Here is a 21,649-nt window from a genome sequence, read left to right on the forward strand (position 1 = left end):
CGGGTCGTTAGCTCAGTTGGTAGAGCAGTTGACTTTTAATCAATTGGTCGCAGGTTCGAATCCTGCACGACCCACCAGTGTAAAAAGGCGCCCTAAAGGCGCCTTTTTGCCGTCTGAGCATAATATAAATTTGTGCCGGGTTTAAGCCTGCTGCAGGGTCGAGTTTAGCGCAGCGGAACAGTGTTACTTTAGCTAGCCGCACCCCGCAGGGCAGACCACAGTCCAAATCATCCCGCAGAGCCACCAGTGCAGAAAGGCGCCTTTCTGCTGTCTGTGACGGTCGTGCTTTGTTCCCCCATCTTGTCATCTTCTGGCGGAGTATCTTGTCCCGTTTTTTGGGCGGAGCATGAGAGGTACGACTTTAAATATGTATTCATCATTAATAATCTGCTGTCATGTATAGAAATATAATAATAGTTGTTGCTTAATCTATCATTTTGTTTAGCATGCAAAACAAAATTGTTTTTTTATTGCATGATTCAGCTAAAAACAAGCAAATTTGTTAAGCTGATAAAACGAGATGATCCTATGCCAGCCATATTTGACCCCGATGTTGCGATATATCCTTTCCCCCCTAAACCTGCCGCGTTGAGCCAGGATGAAAAACAATTTTACCGTCAGAACATAAAACGCCTGCTGAAGGCACGTAATGCGGTGCTCATTGCGCATTATTATACTGACCCTGAAATTCAGTCGCTGGCAGAAGAAACGGGGGGGATTATCTCTGACTCACTGGAGATGGCTCGCTTTGGTGCAGAGCATGAAGCCTCAACACTGCTGATTGCCGGGGTTCGTTTCATGGGGGAAACAGCGAAAATTCTCAGCCCAGGAAAAACCATTCTGATGCCTGACTTGCAAGCCGAGTGTTCACTGGATTTGGGGTGTCCGATTGAGGCGTTCAACGCTTTTTGCGACCAGCACCCCGATCGCACCATAGTCGTCTATGCTAATACTTCAGCGGCAGTTAAAGCACGCGCTGATTGGGTTGTGACATCAAGCATTGCCGTTGAGTTAATCGAATATCTGGACAGCCTGGGGGAAAAAATCATCTGGGCTCCTGATCGGCACCTTGGTCACTACGTGCAGCAGCAAACGGGGGCTGATGTCTTGTGCTGGCAAAGCACCTGTATTGTACATGATGAATTTAAGACACAAGCATTGGCGACCATGAAGTCTCTCTATCCTGATGCTGCGGTATTGGTACACCCAGAGTCTCCGCAATCGATCGTCGAAATGGCTGATGTTGTGGGGTCGACGAGCCAGTTGATTCAGGCCGCTAAAAGTCTGCCGCATCAGCAACTGATTGTCGCAACGGATCGTGGCATTTTTTATCGTATGCAGCAGGCATGTCCTGAAAAAACATTACTGGAGGCACCCACCGCGGGGGAAGGGGCTACATGTCGTAGTTGTGCTCATTGCCCCTGGATGGCGATGAATGGCCTCAAAGCCATCTCTGATAGCCTGGAGCAGGGAAGTATGGGCTATGAAATACAGGTTGATCAAAAGTTGCGAGAAGAGGCTTTAAAGCCATTGAACCGCATGCTCAATTTTGCAGCTGAGCTGCGTCTTTCTGTTAAAGGTAACGCGTAAACCCGTACGCATTGAGGACACCATGGATTTTCTTAGTACACAGAACATACTCGTACACATTCCTGTTGGTGCAGGGGGCTACGATTTATCATGGATCGAAGCAATAGGCACCGTTGCCGGATTGTTATGCATTTGGCTGGCAAGTCTGGAAAAGATCAGCAATTATCTCTTTGGCATCATTAACGTTGCATTGTTCGCGATTATATTTTTCCAGATCCAACTTTATGCGAGCCTGCTTTTACAGCTCTTTTTCTTTGGCGCCAATATTTACGGCTGGTATGCCTGGTCGCGGCAAGGCAAGGATAATCAGGCGGTATTACAGATTCGCTGGTTAACGTTGCCTAAAGCGATTGGATGGCTGGTGGCAATAGTTATCGCCATTGGGCTGATGACGGTTTATATCGACCCGGTCTTTGCTTTCCTGACACATGTTGCCGTTTCCGCTATGCAGAGCCTGGGGCTGAATGTCGCCCAACCGGTGCTGGAACCTGACGCCTTTCCATTCTGGGACTCTTGCATGATGGTGCTGTCGATCGTGGCAATGATTCTGATGACCCGTAAATATGTAGAAAACTGGATCCTGTGGACCATTGTCAATGTGATAAGTATCGTTATTTTTGCCCTCCAGGGCGTCTACGCGATGTCACTTGAGTATTTGTTACTGCTGTTTATTGCACTGAATGGGACACGTATGTGGCGTAAAAGTGCTCGCCAGCATGGCTCACGTCTTCTTTCTTAATTGCCAGCAGGGATATCATCTTGTTATACAATGGGATGATATCTCTTTTTTCTCCTGCCTGGCCGCGTTCTCATTGATATATCGAGTGTGATGAGGAAGTGTTTTTACTTTTTATTCACAAAGCAAGATCTATGAATAAAAAATATTAATCCTGGTGGTGTAAAATTCCTTTTACACGCTCAGTGCTGCGCGTTAGATTGGAAGGACTGTAATAAAAAGCTATCCCAGAACTTCTACGGAATGATTATGAATTATCAGAACGACGATTTACGCATTAAAGAGATCAATGAACTGCTGCCCCCAGTCGCGTTACTGGAAAAATTTCCGGCAACAGAGAAAGCGGCTACTACCGTATCACAGGCGCGTAACGGGATTCATAATATCCTGAACGGTAGTGATAATCGCCTGCTGGTGGTGGTTGGTCCTTGTTCAATTCATGACACAAAAGCAGCTAAAGAATATGGTGCGCGTTTGCTCGCCCTACGCGAAGAGCTTCAGGATTCTTTAGAAATTGTCATGAGGGTCTATTTTGAAAAGCCACGTACCACTGTTGGCTGGAAGGGATTGATCAATGATCCCCACATGGACGGCAGCTACCAAATTAATGATGGCTTACGTCTTGCGCGTAAATTACTGCTGGAAATTAACGATACGGGCCTGCCGGCAGCGGGGGAGTTTCTGGATATGATAACCCCTCAGTACCTTGGCGATCTGATGAGCTGGGGAGCGATCGGTGCACGGACTACGGAGTCTCAGGTACACCGTGAACTGGCCTCAGGTCTCTCTTGCCCGGTAGGTTTTAAAAATGGTACTGATGGCACGATTAAAGTGGCTATTGATGCCATTAATGCAGCCGGTGCACCTCACTGTTTTCTGTCAGTAACCAAATGGGGCCATTCGGCGATTGTTAGCACCAGTGGTAACGAAGATTGCCATATTATTTTACGCGGTGGTAAAGAGCCAAACTACAGCGCAAGGAATGTTGCTGAAGTGAAAGAAGGGCTTATCAAAGCGGGCCTTGAACCTCAGCTGATGATTGATTTTAGCCATGCTAATAGCAGTAAACAGTTTAAAAAGCAGATGACGGTTTGTGACGACGTGTGCCAGCAAATCGCGAAAGGTGAAAAGGCGATTGTCGGTGTAATGATTGAGAGCCATTTAGTTGAAGGTAATCAGAGTCTGGAAAATGGCGAACCTTTAGTTTACGGCCAGAGTATCACCGATGCCTGTATTGGCTGGGAAGATACTGAAATTGCACTGCGTCAACTGGCGGCAGCAGTGAAAGCCCGTCGCAGTTAGCCTGTTAGTGTCTTTTCTCCCTGTATCCATCGACAGGGAGAAGAGACTGCGCTATATCAGGCCCTTCTCAGCAAAAGTCACCCGCGTTGCGGTATTTAAGTCGAGGGTTTTTAACTCCTCTGGCAATACCCAGGCAATATCCTGAAACTCTTCATTGAATGTGATTTTACGGTTGGCACTCTGACAGTCAAAGATTAGATAAATCATGTAAATTTCTTCAGAAGGCTTATCGGCATAGGTTTTGACACGTTTATCATCCCGAAAACGCCAGGGGGTTATCGTCGTTATTTCCAGCTGATTTCCTAGCTCTTCTGTAATTTCGCGCCTGAGAGCTTGTTCCATCGTTTCTCCCTCTTCCATCCCCCCGCCTGGTAGTGCCCATTGTCCGGGAAAAACACCTCTATCATCAGCCATTTTACAGAGTAAATAGGCACCATTATTTTGGATCACGGGGCAGACAATGGTTCTGTGGCGCATGGGGTATCCTTATTAATGAAGATATCTGGAATGCCAGGATGTCTTGTGTCTGATGACAGTAAACATGGCCGAAATTGATAAATTTCACAATAACATAAACCATTTTGTGAAACAGTGGGAGAGCATCATGTTTGAGAATATGGCCCCACAATCATCTCTTGCTGACAGCGATTGTCCTGGCCTGCAAGCAACCGAATCGTGAGTTATGCGCTTTCTGAATGTCGCGCGTATAAATACCCAGTACCGGGGTATGTCACTGGCACCATGATAATCCCTGCTAATTGGGTCGCTTACTGGTGGGGGGAATGAACGGGTACTGAAATAGCTGTATCAAGATGATGGTGGTTATCCTGCTGACTTTTCTGATACCGGGTTTGCGTGGACCCCATTTGGTTTGTTGGGCAGAAGTTCTGGGCTGATTATGCCGGTTTGAGCCGGGGAGCATTAATTGAACGATTATCTGCAGTAAATATGGTACTCACTGAGGCGATTATCAGCCGATCAGATGAGGGGCTGTATGCTGTGCTTTGATACGGAAAATGGGCTAAAGGGGGGATGATACAATTTAACTCTCCTTTTTCTTATGGGAAGACCCGGAGTCGTATCAGAGCATGGCTAGAATCAGCCCCTGCGTCCAGTTGCCCCATAAAAAAACACCCGGTGCAGGACACCAGGTGTTTACATAACAGGGCAGTTAAAATTCAGTTGCTCGTTGTTCTGACCAGTCCATGACTGGCCAGAAAAGCAGGTATCGAAATTACTTCGCTTTACCCTGATTAGCCACTGCCGCTGCTTTTGCTGCGATTTCGTCAGCATTGCCCAAATAGTAACGTTTGATTGGTTTGAAGTTTTCATCAAACTCATAAACCAAAGGAACACCAGTTGGGATATTCAGCTCGAGGATTTCATCTTCGCTCAGATCGTCCAGGTATTTAACCAGGGCGCGCAGTGAGTTACCGTGAGCGGCTACGATGATGCGTTCACCTGACTTCATACGAGGCAGAATGACATCATTCCAGAATGGGGTGACACGTTCGATGGTCAGTGCCAGGCTTTCAGTCGTTGGCAGTTCAGCTTCGCTCAGTGAAGCGTAACGAGGATCATGCCCAGGGTAACGTTCGTCATCTTTGCTCAATTCTGGAGGGGTAATGGCAAAACCACGGCGCCATTGTTTAACTTGCTCGTCACCATATTTTTGAGCGGTTTCAGCTTTATTCAGGCCTTGTAAAGCACCGTAATGGCGTTCGTTCAGTTTCCAGGATTTTTCAACCGGCAACCAGGCTTGATCCAGCTCATCAAGGATGTTCCATAACGTGTGGATGGCACGTTTCAGCACGGAGGTGTAAGCAAAATCGAAAGCGAAGCCTTCGTCTTTCAGTAACTGACCAGCAGCTTTAGCTTCGGTTCTTCCTTTTTCAGACAGATCAACGTCATACCAACCGGTGAAGCGGTTTTCTTTATTCCACTGACTTTCACCGTGACGAACCAGAACCAGCTTAGTTACAGCCATAATCTACTCCTATTGAGCTTGAAATGAAAAATAACAATCCTCATGGTTTGCTAATGCTTGTGGCGCTATTAGCAAAACGATTTCTGTCATACATCGCGTTGTCTGGCATGCCATTGTCTCTGAGTCGAGTATTTATATGCACATAGTTATCGGAGTCTGGTGCCTGAAGCAACGCGAACGAACTATTCAGTGATATTTACCCTATAACATAGCTAAAAAGCAGCCTGAGCGTAAGACAGTTCTTGAGAGTAATACTATTTTTAGCTCACTGTGGCGCTAAAATCAGCACATTGGTGGAAAATTATGCTTATTCATTCCACGGAAAACGCTAAAGTGACCTGAATGGGGACTCAAGAAGACTCCAATACCATCCATTTGATGGTTACGCCCCGGCATCATTTCGGGGAGTGGGGCTGTGGGTTGCCCGGTTCACTGGTGGCCAGATAATCGCCGTGATATCGAGCCCCGGTGTTGGTATATCGCTTGTTCACTATCGGGCGGAATCGCCGCTGAAAGACAATATCCCCCACGAGAGATGCCTGATGCCGTAGTGATCACCAAAACCCACGGTTCTGTAAATACCCTCCTGCCAGTCAGGAAGGCCCGTGGGGTTATGCTGTGTCATACAATGCTTTTAACCTGGATAGCCCTCTGGGTGACGCGATTGCCAGCGCCAGGTGTCGTCAGCCATCTGTTGTAACGTACGGCTAACACGCCAGTTCAGTTCTTTATCTGCTTTACTGGCATCAGCCCAGTAAGCGGGTAAATCCCCTTCACGACGCGGTGCAAAGTGATAATTAACAGGTTTACCGCAGGCCTGACTAAAAGCGTTAACCACATCCAGCACGCTGTGGCCGACACCCGCACCTAAGTTATAGACATGCACACCCGGTTTGTCGCACAGTGTTTGCATGGCTGCAATGTGCCCATCTGCAAGATCCATGACATGGATATAGTCCCTGACTCCGGTGCCGTCTGGAGTGGGGTAATCATTGCCAAAAATAGCCAGCGATTCACGCCGCCCCACCGCTACTTGGGCAATATAAGGCATCAGATTATTCGGGATCCCCTGAGGGTCTTCCCCCATATCACCGGATGGGTGTGCACCGACAGGGTTAAAATAGCGTAACAGGGCAACGCTCCATTCTGGCTGGGCGCGCTGTAAATCGGTAAGAATTTGTTCCACCATTAATTTGCTATAGCCATAGGGGCTGGCTGGGATCCCGGTAGGAAGGCTTTCCACATAAGGGATAACAGTCTGATTACCGTAAACGGTGGCAGAAGAGCTAAAGATAAAATTCGTCACATTCGCCGCACGCATCGCTGAAAGCAGGGAGAGGGTTCCTGTCACATTATTATCATAATAATCCAGTGGTTTTATGACAGACTCACCCACAGCTTTCAGACCAGCAAAGTGGATCACCGCATCAATGCGATGTTCATGAAAAATTTCAGCCAGTAGAGCACCGTCGCGAATATCACCATGGATAAAGGCAGGCTGCCTCCCTCCCAGCGTTTCAATGGTTGTGATAACACTGCGCTTACTGTTGCATAAATTGTCGAGAATAATGACGTCATGTCCGCTTTGCAGTAGTTGTACACAGGTGTGACTCCCTATGTAACCGATGCCACCAGTAACTAAAACCTGCATTTTAATCTCTCCATATAGAATGGCTTAACTACAATATAACACGGGAAAAAACAGGGAAGCGTAACCATTTACAAGAGATGTTAGCGGTTACAAACAGGCTTCCTGTACCGGTGCCTGAGGTAATACCCTTAAGGATAGTTTATCGAAGGGCGGAGAGGAATGCCTCTGTGCACTGCGACATTCAGGGCAAAATGTGCCCTGAATGAGAGACGGCGCATTATGGGCTGTAGAGACCTTCTGTAGCCAGATGACAGTACCCAGCAGCCCGTGGTGCTTGTTTTCTTAGGCGAGGGTCTCTAGTTGATAACGATATTTGTCTTCGTCAGCCACAAAGGTCAGACGGTGGGTGATGCAGTCGGGGGCATCCTCCGCATGGTGTGAAACAAACAATAACTGAGTACGGCCTTCCGTTATTAAAATATCAATAAAGCGGCGGATCAGTTGACGGTTCAGTGGATCAAGGCCCTGTAACGGCTCATCGAGAATTAGCAATGTGGGGTGTTTGACTAAAGCTCTGGCTATCAGTGCCAGTCGTTGTTGCCCCCAGGAAAGGCTATGAAACGGGGCATCGGCAGTTTTTTCATCAATACCTAAAATATTCAGCCATTCACGGGTCAGCTTTTGCTGACTGTCAGAAACCGCCTGATAGATGCCGATAGAGTCAAAGTAGCCAGACAAAATGACATTACGCACCGTTGTACTTACGCGATAGTCTAAATGCAGGCTACTGCTGACATAACCAATATGCTTTTTTATATCCCAGATAGTTTCGCCGCTACCACGCTTGCGCCCGAACAAGGTCAGATCATTGCTGTATCCCTGAGGGTGGTCGCCGGTAATCAAACTGAGCAGGGTGGACTTACCCGCGCCATTCGGGCCGACAATTTGCCAGTGTTCCCCTGGATTCACTGTCCATGACAGACGGTGAAGGATAGGGCGCTCATTATACTCAACCACGCCATCCTTCAGGACAATACGTGGCTGGTCTTCCGCTAATCCATATTGTGGATCGGTATTGTCTGCCTTTGGCAGGGTGAGGCCTTGTAATGTTTCACTGTGAGCCAGTTGGGCAATAAGGGCCTGTTCTAGCAGGCTCTGTTTTTCACCTGTCTCGATCAGGGTACACTCGGCCAGAACCCCCGCATACTGGATAAAGTCGGGAATTTCATCAAAACGATTGAGTACCAGTACCAGGGTGTATCCCTGCGCATTTAGCTCCGCCAGTAACTGGGACAATTGCTGACGGGATTGCACATCCAGACCGTCAAAAGGCTCGTCGAGAATCAGCAGGTCAGGCTCTGACATGAGTGCCTGGCACAGTAAAGCCTTGCGAGTTTCCCCAGTGGAAAGGTATTTAAAACGGCGGGGCAATAGGTGGCTGATACCAAACAATGTCGTCAGTTCATGACAGCGGGTGCTATCTTTGACCTCATCCTGGATAATTTCTGCTGTAGTACGCCCGGTATCATCTTCATCGGCCCCGAGCAGGTCGGTATTATTACGTTGCCACTCGTCACGAACCAGTTTTTGTAATTGTTCAAAAGAGAGTTGGGCGATGCGGGAAAAGTCACAATTCCGCTGGCCTTTTTGTAGCAACAGGGTACCAGCCAGCGCGCGAGCAAGGGCTGACTTACCACTGCCGTTAGCACCGACAAAGGCCCAGCTTTCTCCGTCACGAATGGTCAGATCATTAAGCGTAAACGTTTTTGTATCACTAAGGTGAAACGTACCTTGCGAAATATGCAACGAAGACATGTTTTATTCCATTTATTGCAGCGATTAATGACAGGAATACGAGTTACCAGCCCCAATGTCAATCGTTTGCAGTTTTTTAGCATAGTGTGGCGATAATCACCCGATCAGCATTAAAAAATGCTGTGACTTCTGCGCCCTGTTTCAGCGATTGTTGCTGGACATGGCTGTTTGGTACAGTGGCACACAATATCTGCCCATCTGCTAATTGAATCAGGATTTCACTCTGTTCCTGACCTTGCTCAATAGTACTGATGACCCCGGCTAGCTGGTTATCTGAGGCTGGCACGGTTTCAGGCTGTGTGGTGAGTGCAATCCAGGGAGCCTTGATTAGTACCAGCACCTCTTTCCCTTCATGCAGGGTCAGTCGATCAGCACTTTGTTGGGTAATCGCGGCCTTGAGGCGGGTTTTACCATCAGTGAGCAATATTTCTATCTGTTGCTGTACCTGCTCATGATGACGCTTAACCACGGTGCCAAACAGTTGATTCCGGGCACTGGTTTGTAATGAGAAACGAGCAATAGAGGCCAGCAGGCTATCTAATGGCAGAGCATCATCTTGTAATACATCAAAGGCTTTTTGCTGTATTTGTCCCAATAAATCATAAAGTTGAATCAGACGGTCACCATAACGTGTCACCAGTGCGCCCCCACCGCCTTTACCACCTGTTGCACGTTCAACCAGGGTATGTTCAGCAAGCTGATTCATCTCATTAATTGCATCCCAGGCACTTTTATAACTGATACCGGCAAGTTTTGCCCCCTGGCTGATGGAACCTGTTTGCTTGATTTGTTTAAGTAAGCTGATTCGTCTGGGATCGGCGAAGAGCCGTTGTTCTAATTTCAGAGTCAACAGAATTTCAGCGTGCATAAATATCTCCATTTCAGGAAAGCAGATGGCTACTATAATCACTCCATGTACAAATGGCACAAAAGGATCGTACATTACTGCTTACCCAGGCTAGAATACGCGGGTGCACTTTTGCTGGAGGCAACATGATAGAAATACTGAAGAGTTTAGGTTTAGCCGCAGTACTGGTGCCGGTAGTTATGGCAGTGATCCTTGGCCTTATTTACGGTTTAGGAGAAATCTTTAACGCTTTCTCAAAAATAGGGCATCGGGACCTATAACAACGGCCCCACCGATTTATCAGCGCCCGGCTTTGCCGGGCGTTTTCTTTTTGGTCAGGGGAATATGTTTTTCATACTGATCTGAATAATCTCCATTTTTGAGCCTTCGCCTCTTCCCTCGGTTGCGCTTTTCTGACGGTAACCCTCCTGTGACAGACAATTATTATTCATTGTTTACCGCCAGACGACCTAAAGTGTGAACGCGTCTGGTCGATAATATTTGTAGGTTTATGCTATTAATCGTTATATTTTAAAATACATAACGAAATAAACGGAGATAAAGTATGAACAAGGGTTGGGCTCGTCTGGTTCTCGGTGGTGCACTTTCTGTGGCATTGGTTGGTCAGGCATTTGCTGACGGTAATAAGGTGACCGTATTTGCTGCTGCCTCTTTAACGAATGCCTTACAGGATATTGCCACACAATATCAGCATACACATAAGGTTGACGTCGTCTCTTCTTTTGCCTCTTCTTCTACTCTTGCACGGCAAATCGAGGCGGGAGCCCCGGCAGATTTGTTTATCTCTGCAGACCAAAAATGGATGGATTACGCGGTATCTAAAGACAGTATTCAGCCAAATACACGTGCTAATCTGCTTGAGAATACGTTAGTGCTGGTTGCGCCGAAAGAGAGCAAACAGGGTGATGTGACTATCAGTGCTAAAACTGACTGGTTGAAACTGCTTGATGGGGGACGTTTGGCCGTTGGTGATCCGGACCATGTTCCCGCAGGTATCTATGCCAAAGAAGCATTGCAAAAACTGGGCTCATGGGAGAGTCTGTCCGGCAAACTGGCTCCAGCGGAAGATGTGCGCAGCGCCCTGGCATTAGTTGAGCGGGATGAGGCGCCATTAGGTATTGTCTATGGGTCCGATGCTGTAGCCAGCAAAGGGGTTAAAGTGGTCAGTGTTTTCCCGGCGGACACCCATCAAAAAGTTGAATACCCGATTGGGATAATTAAAGGCCATGATACGCCTGTGGTTCAGGCATTTTATCAGTATCTGCAGGGGCCTGAAGCCGCTAAAATTTTCCAACAATATGGATTTACGACCAAATAATGATACTGACTGATCCCGAGTGGCAAGCGGTACTGCTCAGCCTTAAAGTGTCATCCGTTGCGGTGCTGTTTAGCCTCCCTTTAGGGATCTTCGTCGCCTGGGTACTGGTGCGTTGCCAGTTCCCGGGTAAAGCACTCCTGGATAGCCTTATTCATCTTCCCCTGGTGCTTCCCCCAGTGGTAGTGGGTTATCTGTTATTAGTGGGTTTTGGTCGCCGTGGGGTGATAGGTTCCTGGTTCCACGACTGGTTTGGTATTACTTTTGCTTTTAACTGGAAAGGTGCTGTACTGGCTGCTGGCGTGATGTCATTTCCACTGATGGTGCGTGCTATTCGGCTGGCGCTGGAAGGGGTTGATTTACGCCTCGAACAAGCTGCCCGGACGCTGGGAGCGCGACGCTGGCGTGTTTTCTTTACCATTACGCTCCCTCTGACACTGCCGGGAATTATTGCTGGCACAGTACTGGCTTTCGCCCGCTCTTTGGGAGAGTTTGGTGCCACTATCACTTTCGTTTCTAATATCCCCGGTGAAACACGAACGCTGCCTTCAGCAATGTATACCCTGATTCAGACCCCTGGCGGGGAAAATGCCGCCTGGCGTTTATGTGTGATAGCCATTGCACTGGCAATGATCTCACTGCTGGTGGCGGAATGGCTGGCTCGCATTAGCCGTAAGCGTTTAGGGGGTTAATTAATGTTACAACTGAATTTTACCCAGACCCTGGGCACACATCGATTACACCTCGCGGAAACGTTACCAGAAAGGGGAATCACTGCCATATTTGGTGTTTCAGGTGCAGGGAAAACCTCACTGATCAACGCCATTAGTGGGCTGACACGTCCTCAGACTGGGCGTATTGTGCTGAATGACAGGGTGCTGATGGATGCGGAACAGTCATTGTATCTTGCCCCTGAAAAGCGCCGTATTGGCTATGTCTTTCAGGATGCGCGCCTGTTCCCGCATTACCGGGTTCGGGGTAATTTAAAGTATGGCATGGCCAAAAGTATGGCTGGCCAGTTTGATAAGCTGGTTGAATTACTCGGGATTGGCGAACTGCTGGATCGTTTCCCGTCAAGTTTATCCGGGGGAGAGAAACAGCGTGTTGCTATCGGCCGCTCATTATTAACTGCACCGGAGTTAATGCTGCTGGATGAACCCCTGGCATCGCTGGATATACCGCGTAAGCGGGAACTGATCCCTTATTTGCAGCGGCTGGCCCGGGAGATCAATATCCCGATGCTTTATGTGACCCACTCACTGGATGAGATCCTCCATCTGGCCGATAAAGTCCTTGTGCTTGATGGTGGCAATGTTAAAGCCTTTGGAGATTTGGAAACCGTATGGGGTAGCAGTGTGATGCACCCTTGGCTGCCAAAAGATCAACAAAGCAGCGTGCTTAATGTCACGGTAGTGGAGCACCATCCTCATTATGCCATGACGGCTCTGGCGCTTGATGGTCAGCATCTGTGGGTCAACAAACTGGATAAACCGCCCCGTACAGCTTTGCGTATTCGTATCCAGGCTTCAGACATCTCATTGGCGCTGGAACCCCCGGTGAAAAGTAGCATTCGTAATGTATTGCGAGCCCGTGTGGTCGAATGTCTGGAAGAGAGTGGGCAGGTGGAAGTCCAGTTAGAAGTAGGGACTCGAATCCTGTGGGCCAGAATCAGCCCATGGGCCCGGGATGAACTGGCAATAAAACCCGGGCTCTGGCTCTATGCTCAAATTAAGAGCGTGGCTATATTGACCTGACTACAGAACGTAGCGATAAATTGTGTCAGCAATACTTGGCTGTTCATTGTTACCGATAGTCAGTCTGGCACGTGCTTTGATGGTTTCTGCTGCATTGCCCATTGCTACGCCTAAACCTGCTGTTTCTAGCATGCTCAGATCATTGTCATTATCACCAAAGGCAATAACCTGATCCATTGACAGTCCTTGCTGTGTCACCCACTGTGCAAGACGTGCGCCCTTACTGTTACCCTTCTGGGTGACATCCACCTGGTCATGCCATGACCACTCACAGGTGAGTCCCAGCTCAGACTCTACGGCATCGGTAAACTGACGCAGTTTTGGCAAATCAGAGTCTATCAGTGCAAATTTCCAGATGGCGTCGACCTCAGTGGCAGACTGGCGTAGTGAAGAGACTTCTTTAAATACCGGGCGGTGTGCGGCAGGTAAGGACTGGGCCCAGGTTTGGATACGGTCAACATGAGCCTGAATTTTTTGCGAATGCGTGGGATAAAGCATCGCATCATCAACATACATTAATCCCTCAATTTGATGGGTTTCAATGAGCGAGATTAAGTGGTTGGCCTGGTCGGGATGAACCGGGTCAGCGGCGAGTACTTGTTTGGCGTGGTAGTCATAGAGATAGGTACCATTACAGCAAATTGCCGGTGTATCCAGCGCCAGAGCCTGATAAAAAGGGTGGATAGCTACATGGTGGCGACCCGTGACAATCAGTACCTTAACCCCGGCGGCGCGTGCCTCACGCAGGGCTGCCAGTGACTCAGGTAAGATAGTTTTCTGTGGTGTCAACAGAGTGCCGTCGAGATCAAGAGCGATTACGTGATAACGCATTAAAAGTTCCTGTTATGATTAAAAAAGAGGATACCGATGTTACACCACCCCTAATAGGGTGCAAAATGACTCCCAGTCTCTAAAAACACGCTAATCTTGTGACTATGACTTACGACGTATGGAGAAGAATAAACGATGAAACAGACAGTCTATACCGCAAGCCCGGAGAGCCAGCAGATTCATGTCTGGACTCTTCACGCTAATGGCACGCTAACCCTTTTACAAGTTGTGGATGTGGCGGGTCAGGTTCAGCCTATGGTCGTCAGCCCTGATAAACGCTTCCTGTATGTTGGTGTACGCCCGGAATTTCGAGTAATAGCTTACCGTATCGAGCCGGATGACGGTAGACTCAGCGAAGCTGGCGAGGCACCTTTGCCTGGTAGCCCGACGCATATTTCTACTGACCGTAGTGGACGTTTTTTGTTCAGCGCCTCGTATAACGCAGGAAACGTGGGTGTGATTAGCCTGGAAAATGACGGCCTGCCAGGCGCCACAGTTGATGTTGTTGATGGGCTGGAAGGTTGCCACTCAGCAAATATTTCCCCGGATAATCGTACGCTTTGGATTGCAGCACTAAAACAAGACAGAATTTGTCTGTATACCCTGTCCGATGACGGGCATTTGGTGAGCCAGGATCCACCCGCTGTTACCACGGTGGAAGGCGCTGGTCCGCGTCACATGGTTTTCCATCCTAACCAGCAATATGCTTATAGCGTCAATGAGTTGAACAGTTCCGTCAATGTCTGGGAATTGCGTGATCCGAACGGGGCTATTGAGTGCGTACAAACAGCAGAAATGATGCCATCTGATTTCAGTGACGTGCGCTGGGCTGCCGATATTCATATCACTCCTGATGGTCGCCATCTTTATGCTTGTGACCGCACGGCCAGCATTATTACCATTTTTGATGTATCAGAAGATGGCAGTGTGTTGTCGGTAGTCGGCTACCAGCCAACGGAAGCGCAGCCACGTGGCTTCAATATTGATGACAGTGGTAAATATCTGATTGCAGTTGGCCAGAAATCCCACCATGCGGCGGTTTATAGCATTGATGCTGAACAAGGGTTACTGGAAGAAAAAGGGCGCTATGCTGTAGGGCAGGGACCGATGTGGGTGGCGATTTACGCTCACTAAGAGGGACAAAAAAACCTCGCTTATCAGGCGAGGTTTAAGATACAAAACATTTTCGGCGATTACTCGTTAATAACCGTGCTACCCGTGCCCCGATTATTATATTCCCACAGACGATTCGCATCAGAGGCATTCAGGTCACGCTGGAACTGCCCTTGATCATCTTTAGCACCAATATTACCGCTATAGGGGCGCTGGGAACCGAGGGCATCACCCCAAGGGTGAGCCTGGTTAAAGCCTTCAGAAATCACGCTGTCACGGATCACCACCTGGCCATTTGCTCTTTGTCCGGCAGTTTCGATATCCCATGAACGTCCCAGCAGCGCATTACCATTCCCACTGAAGTGGCTATTAATCGCCAGGAAACCAAAGTAGAGATTCGGCAGGGTGGCTGGAGCAAAGACGGCACCTTCCTGTGTTCGGCTACTCACCAGACGGAAGTCGGTATTCTCAAATACGACAGAACCGCGACCCGCGACGACGTCAACATCACCTTCGATGTAACTATTGGTCACCAGGGTACGGGGCTGCTTATCGTTCAGCAGACGGTTTTGAACATCGCTGTTGGTGACAAAAAATGTATTCTGACGACCGAGAATATGAATATTGTTCAACTGAACTTTATCCCCATCACTGCGCAGTGCAACGGCCTGGTGATTCCCTGCATCAACACTGTCACCGAGGGTGTTTTGTACCGTCAGGTTCTGGAGCTGTAAACCACTATTCTGTGACCAGACAGCGGCAGAGCACATGATACCAACGGTTGCGCCTTTATGATTTTGACAGTTATCAAACATATACCAGGCGGGTTTACCTGGCATATATTTACCGGATGGATTAACTGTTTTGCGCCAGGTTACGGGGTCCATCTCTGAATCCAGTGACAAGCCAATTTTGACATCCGCAGGGTTAGAGGTGGTGCCATAAAGTGTAATGCTACTGGATGCTGCTGGAATGTAGAGGGTACCCTCATATTCCCCTGGCAGAATAGCGATATATTGACGCTGGCTGCTGTGCTTACTGACCGCCGCATCTACAGCCGCCTGAATGGAGTGGTGCGTGACCTCCGTATTGTCGGCAGGGCCGACAATAAAATCGGGCTGCTGAGGAAGACGAATTGCTACAGGAGTCCACGGGGCTTCATTGGGATTCATTGAGGCAAAATAACGTTCTGCCACAAAATTCTGTGCTTCTCCCGAGGTAAGAATAGGGCGTGACTGTGTTCCTGGCGCGACCTGCGTTGACGGCTTATCTTCGGGCAGGGTAGAACTACAGGCTGTCAGTACGGCTGTAAAAGCGAATACCGCGGCATGACGAGAAAAAGAAAATCTGTTCAAGGTTGCTCCTTGCTATACGCAAAAAAGGCGGTTCTTAAGGCCCGCTGTCAGGTAACCAGCAGGCGTAGCGCAATAAAAGGGTTGCAGTCGATGATGCGTTTTGGGCAATCAATGCCAGCGACTCACGGTGAAGACATCTTTTTGATGTGTGGCATGTGTGCCAGCCTGAGTCACAATCTTGTGCGCGCATAAAATACCTTGATACTGCTCAGGATGAAAGCGCCTTTAGCCAGGTAAGCATAATACTTATCTGGTTATGGATGAGTTTTACCTTGATAAAGGGGACTCATTGCAGGAGGTGGTTTGTCAGTCACTGCAGATAGTCAGGCTGCACAGGAACAGATACCTCTCGAGTTTCTGCCCCTGCTGGCGGATTTATGTGAGGAATTAATTAAAAAAATAGTGAATTATTGGCTGAAAAACTCAGGGTGAGTTACCGCCGCCGTGATTGCGGCAATGAGCTTATCCAGTTCTTGAGTACTAATAATATAGGGGGGCATCAGGTAGATCAGTCGCCCGAAAGGTCTGATCCATACTCCCTGTTCGACAAAGAAACGCTGTAGTTCCGCCATCTTTACGGGGTAGTGGGTTTCCACCACGCCAATCGCGCCTAGCACACGAACATCAGCCACTAATGGTTCTTTTGCCAGGGGGGTTAGCCCTGCCTGTAGTTGCTGTTCAATACGTGCCACTTGTTGTTGCCAGTCGTTATTTTCCAGTAGTGACAGGCTTTCACTGGCGACGGCACAGGCCAGTGGATTCCCCATAAAGGTCGGGCCGTGCATAAAACAACCGGCCTCACCGTCACTGATCGTCTCCGCAACGTGGCGGGTGGTGAGGGTGGCTGAAAGTGTCATGGTACCGCCGGTCAGTGCTTTACCCAGGCACAGGATATCCGGAGTGATACCAGCGTGTTCACAGGCGAATAGTTTACCTGTACGGCCAAAACCGGTAGCAATTTCATCGGCGATCAGCAAGATCCCTTCCCGGTCACACATTCGACGAATTTGGCGTAACCATTGAGGGTGGTAGAAACGCATTCCGCCAGCGCCTTGCACAATAGGTTCCAGAATTACCGCCGCAATATCCTGACGGTTTCCTGCCATTAAACGGGCGAAGGGGACGATATCATGCTCATTCCATTCATCATCGAAACGACACGTTGGAGCAGGGGCAAATATCTGTTCGGCTAAGTATCCTTGCCACAGGCTGTGCATTGAATTTTTAGGACAACAGACGGACATTGCCCCGGTAGTATCACCGTGATAACCGCCACCCAGCGTCAGAAAACGGTGACGTTTTTCCCCCCGTGCTTGCCAGTACTGCAGTGCCATTTTCATGGCAACTTCAACCGCCACCGAACCTGAGTCGGCTAAAAAGACACACTCCAGTTCTTCGGGGGTGATAGCCACCAGCTTACGACACAAGTCAACCGCCGGAGGATGGGTTATTCCACCAAACATCACATGCGACATACTGTCTATTTGCTGCTTCATTGCCTGGTTCAGTCGAGGATGGTTATAGCCGTGGATGGCCGCCCACCAGGAGGACATACCATCAACCAATGGTGTGCCATCATTCAGTTTCAGGGTGCACTCATGAGCCGATATCACCGGATAAACCGGTAATGGCTGAGTCATGGAGGTATAGGGGTGCCAAATATGGCGTTGATCGAATGATAAATCAGCAGGTGTCATAGGGTAACTTGTAAACCAAACAAAAAACATTTAGGTTTACAAGTATAACCACAATTGATGATTTTTAACATCCCTGGAGAAGCCTCATGGCTAATACCACCCGCTGGACAATGTCGCAAGTCACCGCTTTATTTGAAAAACCTTTTTTGGATCTGATGTTTGAAGCCCAGCAAGTGCATCGCCAGCACTTTGATCCCCGCCAGGTTCAGGTCAGTACCTTGTTATCGATAAAAACGGGTGCTTGCCCGGAGGATTGTAAATACTGCCCGCAGAGTGCTCGCTATAAAACAGGGCTGGAAGCAGAACGTCTGATGGAAGTGGATCAGGTACTGGATTCGGCCCGTAAAGCCCGTAGCGCGGGGGCAACACGTTTCTGTATGGGCGCAGCCTGGAAAAACCCGCATGAGCGTGATATGCCTTATCTGGAGCAGATGGTACAGGGAGTACGCGCCATGGGGCTGGAAACCTGTATGACACTCGGCACTCTTGACCACGATCAGGCAGAGCGTCTGGCGGCGGCTGGGCTGGATTACTACAACCATAATCTGGACACTTCGCCAGAATTTTACGGCAATATTATTACGACACGTACCTATCAAGAACGTCTTGATACCCTGGATAAAGTCCGTAATGCCGGGATCAAAGTCTGTTCTGGTGGCATCCTCGGTTTAGGGGAGTCTGTCACCGATCGTGCCGGTCTTTTACTGCAACTGGCCAATATGCCGACTCCACCAGAAAGTGTGCCGATTAATATGTTAGTCAAAGTTAAAGGCACACCACTGGCTGACAATGATGACGTGGATCCTTTTGATTTCATTCGCACGATTGCAATAGCCCGCATCATGATGCCCGCATCTTATGTCCGACTCTCTGCCGGACGTGAACAGATGAGCGAACAGACCCAGGCTATGTGTTTTATGGCCGGGGCGAATTCGATCTTTTATGGTTGTAAGTTACTGACGACCACAAACCCGGAGGAAGATAGCGACTTGCGTCTGTTCCGTAAGCTTGGGATAAACCCTCAGCACAGGGCGACTGAACTGGGGGATAATGAGCAACAGCAACAGATCTCGCGGCAGCTGGCTAATGCGGATACTGAACACTACTACAATGCGGCGGTATAATGAGCTGGCAGCAACGTATGGATCAGGCCCTTGGGGTGCAACAAGAAAAAGGGTTATTTCGTCAACGTCAGGCACACCAGCAGCATCAAGGACGAAAAATCACTTTTGATGGCCGACAGTATCTTAATTTCTCCAGCAATGACTATCTCGGTTTAAGCCAGCACCCAGCCTTGATCGCGGCCTGGCAGCAGGGGGCTGAACAGTGGGGCGTGGGAAGCTGCAGCTCGGGACATATCACTGGCTATAGTCAGCAACATCAGCTATTTGAGCAAGAGCTGGCAGACTGGCTCGGCTTTGATCGCGCATTGCTGTTTATCTCGGGTTACAGCGCAAATCAGGCGGTGATCAGTGCGCTGGGCCAAAAACAGGACTTACTGGTTGCAGATAAACTGTGTCATGCCTCTATGCTGGAGGCCGCCATGCATTCACCCGCCTCTCTTAAGCGTTTCCATCATAATGATACAGAGGCGCTCAACCGCCTGTTAACCCCTCGTGAAATGGGGGAAACCTTGCTGATGACTGAGGGGGTATTCAGCATGGATGGGGATAGCGCGCCGCTAGCCACGCTGGCACATCAGGCCCGGCAAGCAGGGGCCTGGTTTATGGTTGATGATGCTCACGGCACCGGGGTGGTTGGGGATGAAGGGCGCGGTAGCTGTCAGGCGCAACAGGTCACTCCGGATATTCTGGTAGTCACGTTCGGCAAAGCATGGGGAGTGAGCGGGGCGGCAGTATTATGCAATCAGAACACCGCGGATTATCTGGTGCAATACGCCCGTCATTTAATCTATAGCACCATGATGCCCATCGCTCAGGCTTACACACTTCGGGCCGCACTTCAGGTTATTCGTCACGCAGATGATTTACGCGCCCGATTACAGAGTAATATCCAGCGTTTCTGCCAGGGGGCCGAGGCATTGCCGTTTCAGCGTCTTCCCAGCAATAGCGCTATACAGCCGCTAATCATGGGGGAAAACCAAATGACTACGATGCTGGCAAACCGGTTACGTGAACAAGGATTTTGGCTTACTGCTATTCGTCCCCCTACCGTCCCATTGGGCAGTGCGCGTCTGCGAATCACACTGAGTGCCAGCCATAACGAAGAGGACATAGACCGCCTTCTGGAGACGCTTTATGACGCAGCAAGTTGATAAAGCTGCCATTGCGGCGGCTTTTAGCCGCGCGGCACATCATTATGAGCAGTTTGCTGATTTGCAGCGTTTAACTGGAGACTTGCTGTTAGAACAGGTTGAAATGCGTCCGGCTGGGTGGGTACTGGATGGTGGCTGTGGTACTGGCTGGTATAGCCGGATCTGGCGACAGCGTGGCAGCCATGTTATTGCACTCGATTTGTCCCCTTCAATGCTGGCAACCTGCCAGCAAAAGCAGTCAGCGGAGCGATTTATTCAGGCAGATATTGAAGCCATTCCTTTGGGGGATAAAACAGTAGATCTCGCCTGGAGTAACCTGGCATTACAGTGGTGTGCTGATATCCGTCTGGCACTGGGGGAACTCTATCGTATTACCAAACCCGGGGGATGCATTGCTTTTACCACCCTGGCATCAGGCTCATTGCATGAGCTACAAGAGGCCTGGCGAGATGTGGATGGCCGGCAGCCGGTGAACAGATTTTTGACACTCACGGATATCGAGCAGGTTTGTCGCCCCTGGCGCAGCGTTGTGCAATGTCACCGGATACAACAATGGTTTCCCGATGTCATGAGTGCTATGCGCTCACTAAAAGGGGTCGGAGCGACCCATTTACATCATGGGCGCCAGCAGCAATTAACAACCCGACGCCAGTTACAACATCTTGCCACTACATGGCCTAAGCAGCCAGCAGGTTATCCGTTGAGCTGGAATATCATTTCTGGAGTGATTGAACGTGATTAAAAAATGGTTTATTACCGGAACCGATACCGAAGTGGGAAAAACAGTTGCCAGTTGTGCTTTATTGCACGCGGCGGCCGCGGCGGGGTACAGGACGACAGGATATAAACCTGTCGCATCGGGGAGTGAAATGACGGCGAGTGGTATTCGGAATGACGATGCCCTGGCTTTACAGAAGGCGAGTACGCTGAATATTCCCTATGAAATGATTAACCCGCTGGCTTTTATTGAACCGACCTCACCTCATATCATCAGTGCTTATGAACAGCGCCCCATTCATTTTTCGGTAATGTCAGAGGGGCTGGAACGGCTCAGTACTCAGGCCGACTGGGTTCAAGTCGAAGGGGCGGGAGGCTGGTTTACCCCATTATCTGAAACCACCACCTTTGCGGATTGGGTGGTGGCAGAGCAATTGCCCGTGATTCTGGTGGTTGGTATCAAACTGGGGTGTATCAACCACGCCTTGCTTACCGCCCAGGCTATTCTGGCGGCAGGTTTGCCACTGATGGGCTGGATTGCCAATGATATTCAGCCCCAAGGGAAATGGCATACCCAGTACATTGAAACACTAAAGCAACGCTTACCAGCCCCACTTTTGGGAGAAATTCCTTGGTTTGAGCATATGAGTACTGCCATCCCCTTAGGGGATTATCTTAATTTGGCACCATTAGTTCAGTGAAA

Annotated in this window: 20 protein-coding genes and 1 tRNA gene; 13 read left to right on the top strand and 8 right to left on the bottom strand. The window is 49.2% G+C overall.

The genetic code is table 11. The features are described 5' to 3' along the window. Position 1: 1 nt before the first annotated feature. The 4 genes from JK154_RS04775 to aroG all read left to right on the top strand — a co-directional run bounded on the left by JK154_RS04775 (position 2) and on the right by aroG (position 3,628). A tRNA-Lys gene (locus tag JK154_RS04775) sits at positions 2-77 on the top strand. Between the two features lie 451 nt (positions 78-528). Next, positions 529-1,590 carry a quinolinate synthase NadA gene (gene nadA, locus JK154_RS04780; RefSeq protein ID WP_211991377.1) on the top strand — a complete coding sequence of 354 codons (1,062 nt, stop codon included), beginning with the start codon at positions 529-531 and terminating at the stop codon, positions 1,588-1,590. A gap of 22 nt (positions 1,591-1,612) precedes the next feature. Continuing rightward, the gene (gene pnuC / locus JK154_RS04785) at positions 1,613-2,329 is read left to right on the top strand and encodes a nicotinamide riboside transporter PnuC (protein ID WP_211991378.1); all 717 of its coding nucleotides are present in this window, start codon (positions 1,613-1,615) and stop codon (positions 2,327-2,329) included. 246 nt (positions 2,330-2,575) lie between these two features. Next, positions 2,576-3,628, top strand: a complete 1,053-nt coding sequence (gene aroG, locus JK154_RS04790; protein ID WP_211991379.1) for a 3-deoxy-7-phosphoheptulonate synthase AroG — start codon at positions 2,576-2,578, stop codon at positions 3,626-3,628. Positions 3,629-3,679: 51 nt separating this feature from the next. Here aroG and nudI read toward each other — a convergent pair whose 3' ends face one another. From nudI to modE, 5 genes are all read right to left on the bottom strand, one after another. Continuing rightward, positions 3,680-4,105, bottom strand: a complete 426-nt coding sequence (gene nudI / locus JK154_RS04795) for a nucleoside triphosphatase NudI (protein ID WP_211991380.1) — start codon at positions 4,103-4,105, stop codon at positions 3,680-3,682. Between the two features lie 757 nt (positions 4,106-4,862). Further along, entirely contained in the window at positions 4,863-5,615 is a 753-nt protein-coding gene (gene gpmA / locus JK154_RS04800) for a 2,3-diphosphoglycerate-dependent phosphoglycerate mutase (RefSeq protein ID WP_211991381.1), read from the bottom strand. A 634-nt stretch (positions 5,616-6,249) separates the two neighbouring features. After that, on the bottom strand, positions 6,250-7,266 hold the full coding sequence (gene galE, locus JK154_RS04805; RefSeq protein WP_211991382.1) for a UDP-glucose 4-epimerase GalE: 1,017 nt from the start codon (positions 7,264-7,266) through the stop codon (positions 6,250-6,252). A gap of 282 nt (positions 7,267-7,548) precedes the next feature. Next, the gene (modF, locus tag JK154_RS04810) at positions 7,549-9,021 is read right to left on the bottom strand and encodes a molybdate ABC transporter ATP-binding protein ModF (protein WP_211991383.1); all 1,473 of its coding nucleotides are present in this window, start codon (positions 9,019-9,021) and stop codon (positions 7,549-7,551) included. Positions 9,022-9,097: 76 nt separating this feature from the next. After that, positions 9,098-9,889 (bottom strand): molybdenum-dependent transcriptional regulator, encoded by a 792-nt coding sequence (modE, locus tag JK154_RS04815; protein ID WP_211991384.1) that lies wholly within the window; start codon positions 9,887-9,889, stop codon positions 9,098-9,100. Positions 9,890-10,014: 125 nt separating this feature from the next. Here modE and JK154_RS04820 point away from each other — a divergent pair, with 125 nt between their 5' ends. The 4 genes from JK154_RS04820 to modC all read left to right on the top strand — a co-directional run bounded on the left by JK154_RS04820 (position 10,015) and on the right by modC (position 12,958). Continuing rightward, positions 10,015-10,149 (top strand): AcrZ family multidrug efflux pump-associated protein, encoded by a 135-nt coding sequence (locus JK154_RS04820; protein WP_211991385.1) that lies wholly within the window; start codon positions 10,015-10,017, stop codon positions 10,147-10,149. Between the two features lie 284 nt (positions 10,150-10,433). Next, entirely contained in the window at positions 10,434-11,207 is a 774-nt protein-coding gene (modA, locus tag JK154_RS04825; protein WP_211991386.1) for a molybdate ABC transporter substrate-binding protein, read from the top strand. After that, positions 11,207-11,896 carry a molybdate ABC transporter permease subunit gene (gene modB, locus JK154_RS04830; protein WP_211991387.1) on the top strand — a complete coding sequence of 230 codons (690 nt, stop codon included), beginning with the start codon at positions 11,207-11,209 and terminating at the stop codon, positions 11,894-11,896. Before modA ends, modB begins: the two co-directional genes overlap by 1 nt. A gap of 3 nt (positions 11,897-11,899) precedes the next feature. Beyond that, positions 11,900-12,958, top strand: a complete 1,059-nt coding sequence (gene modC / locus JK154_RS04835) for a molybdenum ABC transporter ATP-binding protein ModC (RefSeq protein WP_211991388.1) — start codon at positions 11,900-11,902, stop codon at positions 12,956-12,958. Here the strand turns inward: modC and JK154_RS04840 are convergent, their stop codons facing one another. Next, on the bottom strand, positions 12,959-13,789 hold the full coding sequence (locus JK154_RS04840; protein ID WP_211991389.1) for a pyridoxal phosphatase: 831 nt from the start codon (positions 13,787-13,789) through the stop codon (positions 12,959-12,961). 135 nt (positions 13,790-13,924) lie between these two features. On the opposite strand from JK154_RS04840, the gene pgl reads away from it, so the two are divergent. Further along, a complete protein-coding gene (gene pgl, locus JK154_RS04845) occupies positions 13,925-14,923 on the top strand; it encodes a 6-phosphogluconolactonase (RefSeq protein ID WP_211991390.1) in 999 nt (332 codons plus the stop codon). A gap of 59 nt (positions 14,924-14,982) precedes the next feature. Here the strand turns inward: pgl and JK154_RS04850 are convergent, their stop codons facing one another. After that, positions 14,983-16,257 carry a putative acyl-CoA thioester hydrolase gene (locus tag JK154_RS04850; RefSeq protein WP_211991391.1) on the bottom strand — a complete coding sequence of 425 codons (1,275 nt, stop codon included), beginning with the start codon at positions 16,255-16,257 and terminating at the stop codon, positions 14,983-14,985. A 407-nt stretch (positions 16,258-16,664) separates the two neighbouring features. Beyond that, positions 16,665-17,954 (bottom strand): adenosylmethionine--8-amino-7-oxononanoate transaminase, encoded by a 1,290-nt coding sequence (gene bioA / locus JK154_RS04855; RefSeq protein ID WP_211991392.1) that lies wholly within the window; start codon positions 17,952-17,954, stop codon positions 16,665-16,667. Between the two features lie 86 nt (positions 17,955-18,040). On the opposite strand from bioA, the gene bioB reads away from it, so the two are divergent. Genes bioB through bioD form a run of 4 tightly spaced genes read left to right on the top strand, consistent with a single transcriptional unit; the run spans position 18,041 to position 21,647 of the window. Then, a complete protein-coding gene (gene bioB, locus JK154_RS04860) occupies positions 18,041-19,078 on the top strand; it encodes a biotin synthase BioB (RefSeq protein ID WP_211991393.1) in 1,038 nt (345 codons plus the stop codon). Continuing rightward, positions 19,078-20,229 (top strand): 8-amino-7-oxononanoate synthase, encoded by a 1,152-nt coding sequence (bioF, locus tag JK154_RS04865; protein ID WP_211991394.1) that lies wholly within the window; start codon positions 19,078-19,080, stop codon positions 20,227-20,229. The genes bioB and bioF overlap by 1 nt, the downstream gene beginning before the upstream one ends. Continuing rightward, complete coding sequence (gene bioC, locus JK154_RS04870; protein WP_211991395.1) at positions 20,213-20,971, top strand: malonyl-ACP O-methyltransferase BioC; 759 nt, start codon at positions 20,213-20,215, stop codon at positions 20,969-20,971. Before bioF ends, bioC begins: the two co-directional genes overlap by 17 nt. After that, a complete protein-coding gene (gene bioD, locus JK154_RS04875) occupies positions 20,964-21,647 on the top strand; it encodes a dethiobiotin synthase (RefSeq protein WP_211991396.1) in 684 nt (227 codons plus the stop codon). The genes bioC and bioD overlap by 8 nt, the downstream gene beginning before the upstream one ends. The last annotated feature ends 2 nt before the right edge of the window (positions 21,648-21,649 follow it).

It is taken from the genome of Citrobacter sp. JGM124, assembly GCF_018257795.1.
In the GTDB taxonomy this organism is placed as follows: Bacteria; Pseudomonadota; Gammaproteobacteria; order Enterobacterales; family Enterobacteriaceae; genus JGM124.

What these genes read in the sequence shown, in the direction of transcription:
- nadA (WP_211991377.1), top strand. Translation starts at nt 529, where the DNA reads ATGCCAGCCATATTTGACCCCGATGTTGCGATATATCCTTTCCCCCCT.
- pnuC (WP_211991378.1), top strand. Translation starts at nt 1,613, where the DNA reads ATGGATTTTCTTAGTACACAGAACATACTCGTACACATTCCTGTTGGT.
- aroG (WP_211991379.1), top strand. Translation starts at nt 2,576, where the DNA reads ATGAATTATCAGAACGACGATTTACGCATTAAAGAGATCAATGAACTG.
- nudI (WP_211991380.1), bottom strand. Translation starts at nt 4,105, where the DNA reads ATGCGCCACAGAACCATTGTCTGCCCCGTGATCCAAAATAATGGTGCC.
- gpmA (WP_211991381.1), bottom strand. Translation starts at nt 5,615, where the DNA reads ATGGCTGTAACTAAGCTGGTTCTGGTTCGTCACGGTGAAAGTCAGTGG.
- galE (WP_211991382.1), bottom strand. Translation starts at nt 7,266, where the DNA reads ATGCAGGTTTTAGTTACTGGTGGCATCGGTTACATAGGGAGTCACACC.
- modF (WP_211991383.1), bottom strand. Translation starts at nt 9,021, where the DNA reads ATGTCTTCGTTGCATATTTCGCAAGGTACGTTTCACCTTAGTGATACA.
- modE (WP_211991384.1), bottom strand. Translation starts at nt 9,889, where the DNA reads ATGCACGCTGAAATTCTGTTGACTCTGAAATTAGAACAACGGCTCTTC.
- JK154_RS04820 (WP_211991385.1), top strand. Translation starts at nt 10,015, where the DNA reads ATGATAGAAATACTGAAGAGTTTAGGTTTAGCCGCAGTACTGGTGCCG.
- modA (WP_211991386.1), top strand. Translation starts at nt 10,434, where the DNA reads ATGAACAAGGGTTGGGCTCGTCTGGTTCTCGGTGGTGCACTTTCTGTG.
- modB (WP_211991387.1), top strand. Translation starts at nt 11,207, where the DNA reads ATGATACTGACTGATCCCGAGTGGCAAGCGGTACTGCTCAGCCTTAAA.
- modC (WP_211991388.1), top strand. Translation starts at nt 11,900, where the DNA reads ATGTTACAACTGAATTTTACCCAGACCCTGGGCACACATCGATTACAC.
- JK154_RS04840 (WP_211991389.1), bottom strand. Translation starts at nt 13,789, where the DNA reads ATGCGTTATCACGTAATCGCTCTTGATCTCGACGGCACTCTGTTGACA.
- pgl (WP_211991390.1), top strand. Translation starts at nt 13,925, where the DNA reads ATGAAACAGACAGTCTATACCGCAAGCCCGGAGAGCCAGCAGATTCAT.
- bioA (WP_211991392.1), bottom strand. Translation starts at nt 17,954, where the DNA reads ATGACACCTGCTGATTTATCATTCGATCAACGCCATATTTGGCACCCC.
- bioB (WP_211991393.1), top strand. Translation starts at nt 18,041, where the DNA reads ATGGCTAATACCACCCGCTGGACAATGTCGCAAGTCACCGCTTTATTT.
- bioF (WP_211991394.1), top strand. Translation starts at nt 19,078, where the DNA reads ATGAGCTGGCAGCAACGTATGGATCAGGCCCTTGGGGTGCAACAAGAA.
- bioC (WP_211991395.1), top strand. Translation starts at nt 20,213, where the DNA reads ATGACGCAGCAAGTTGATAAAGCTGCCATTGCGGCGGCTTTTAGCCGC.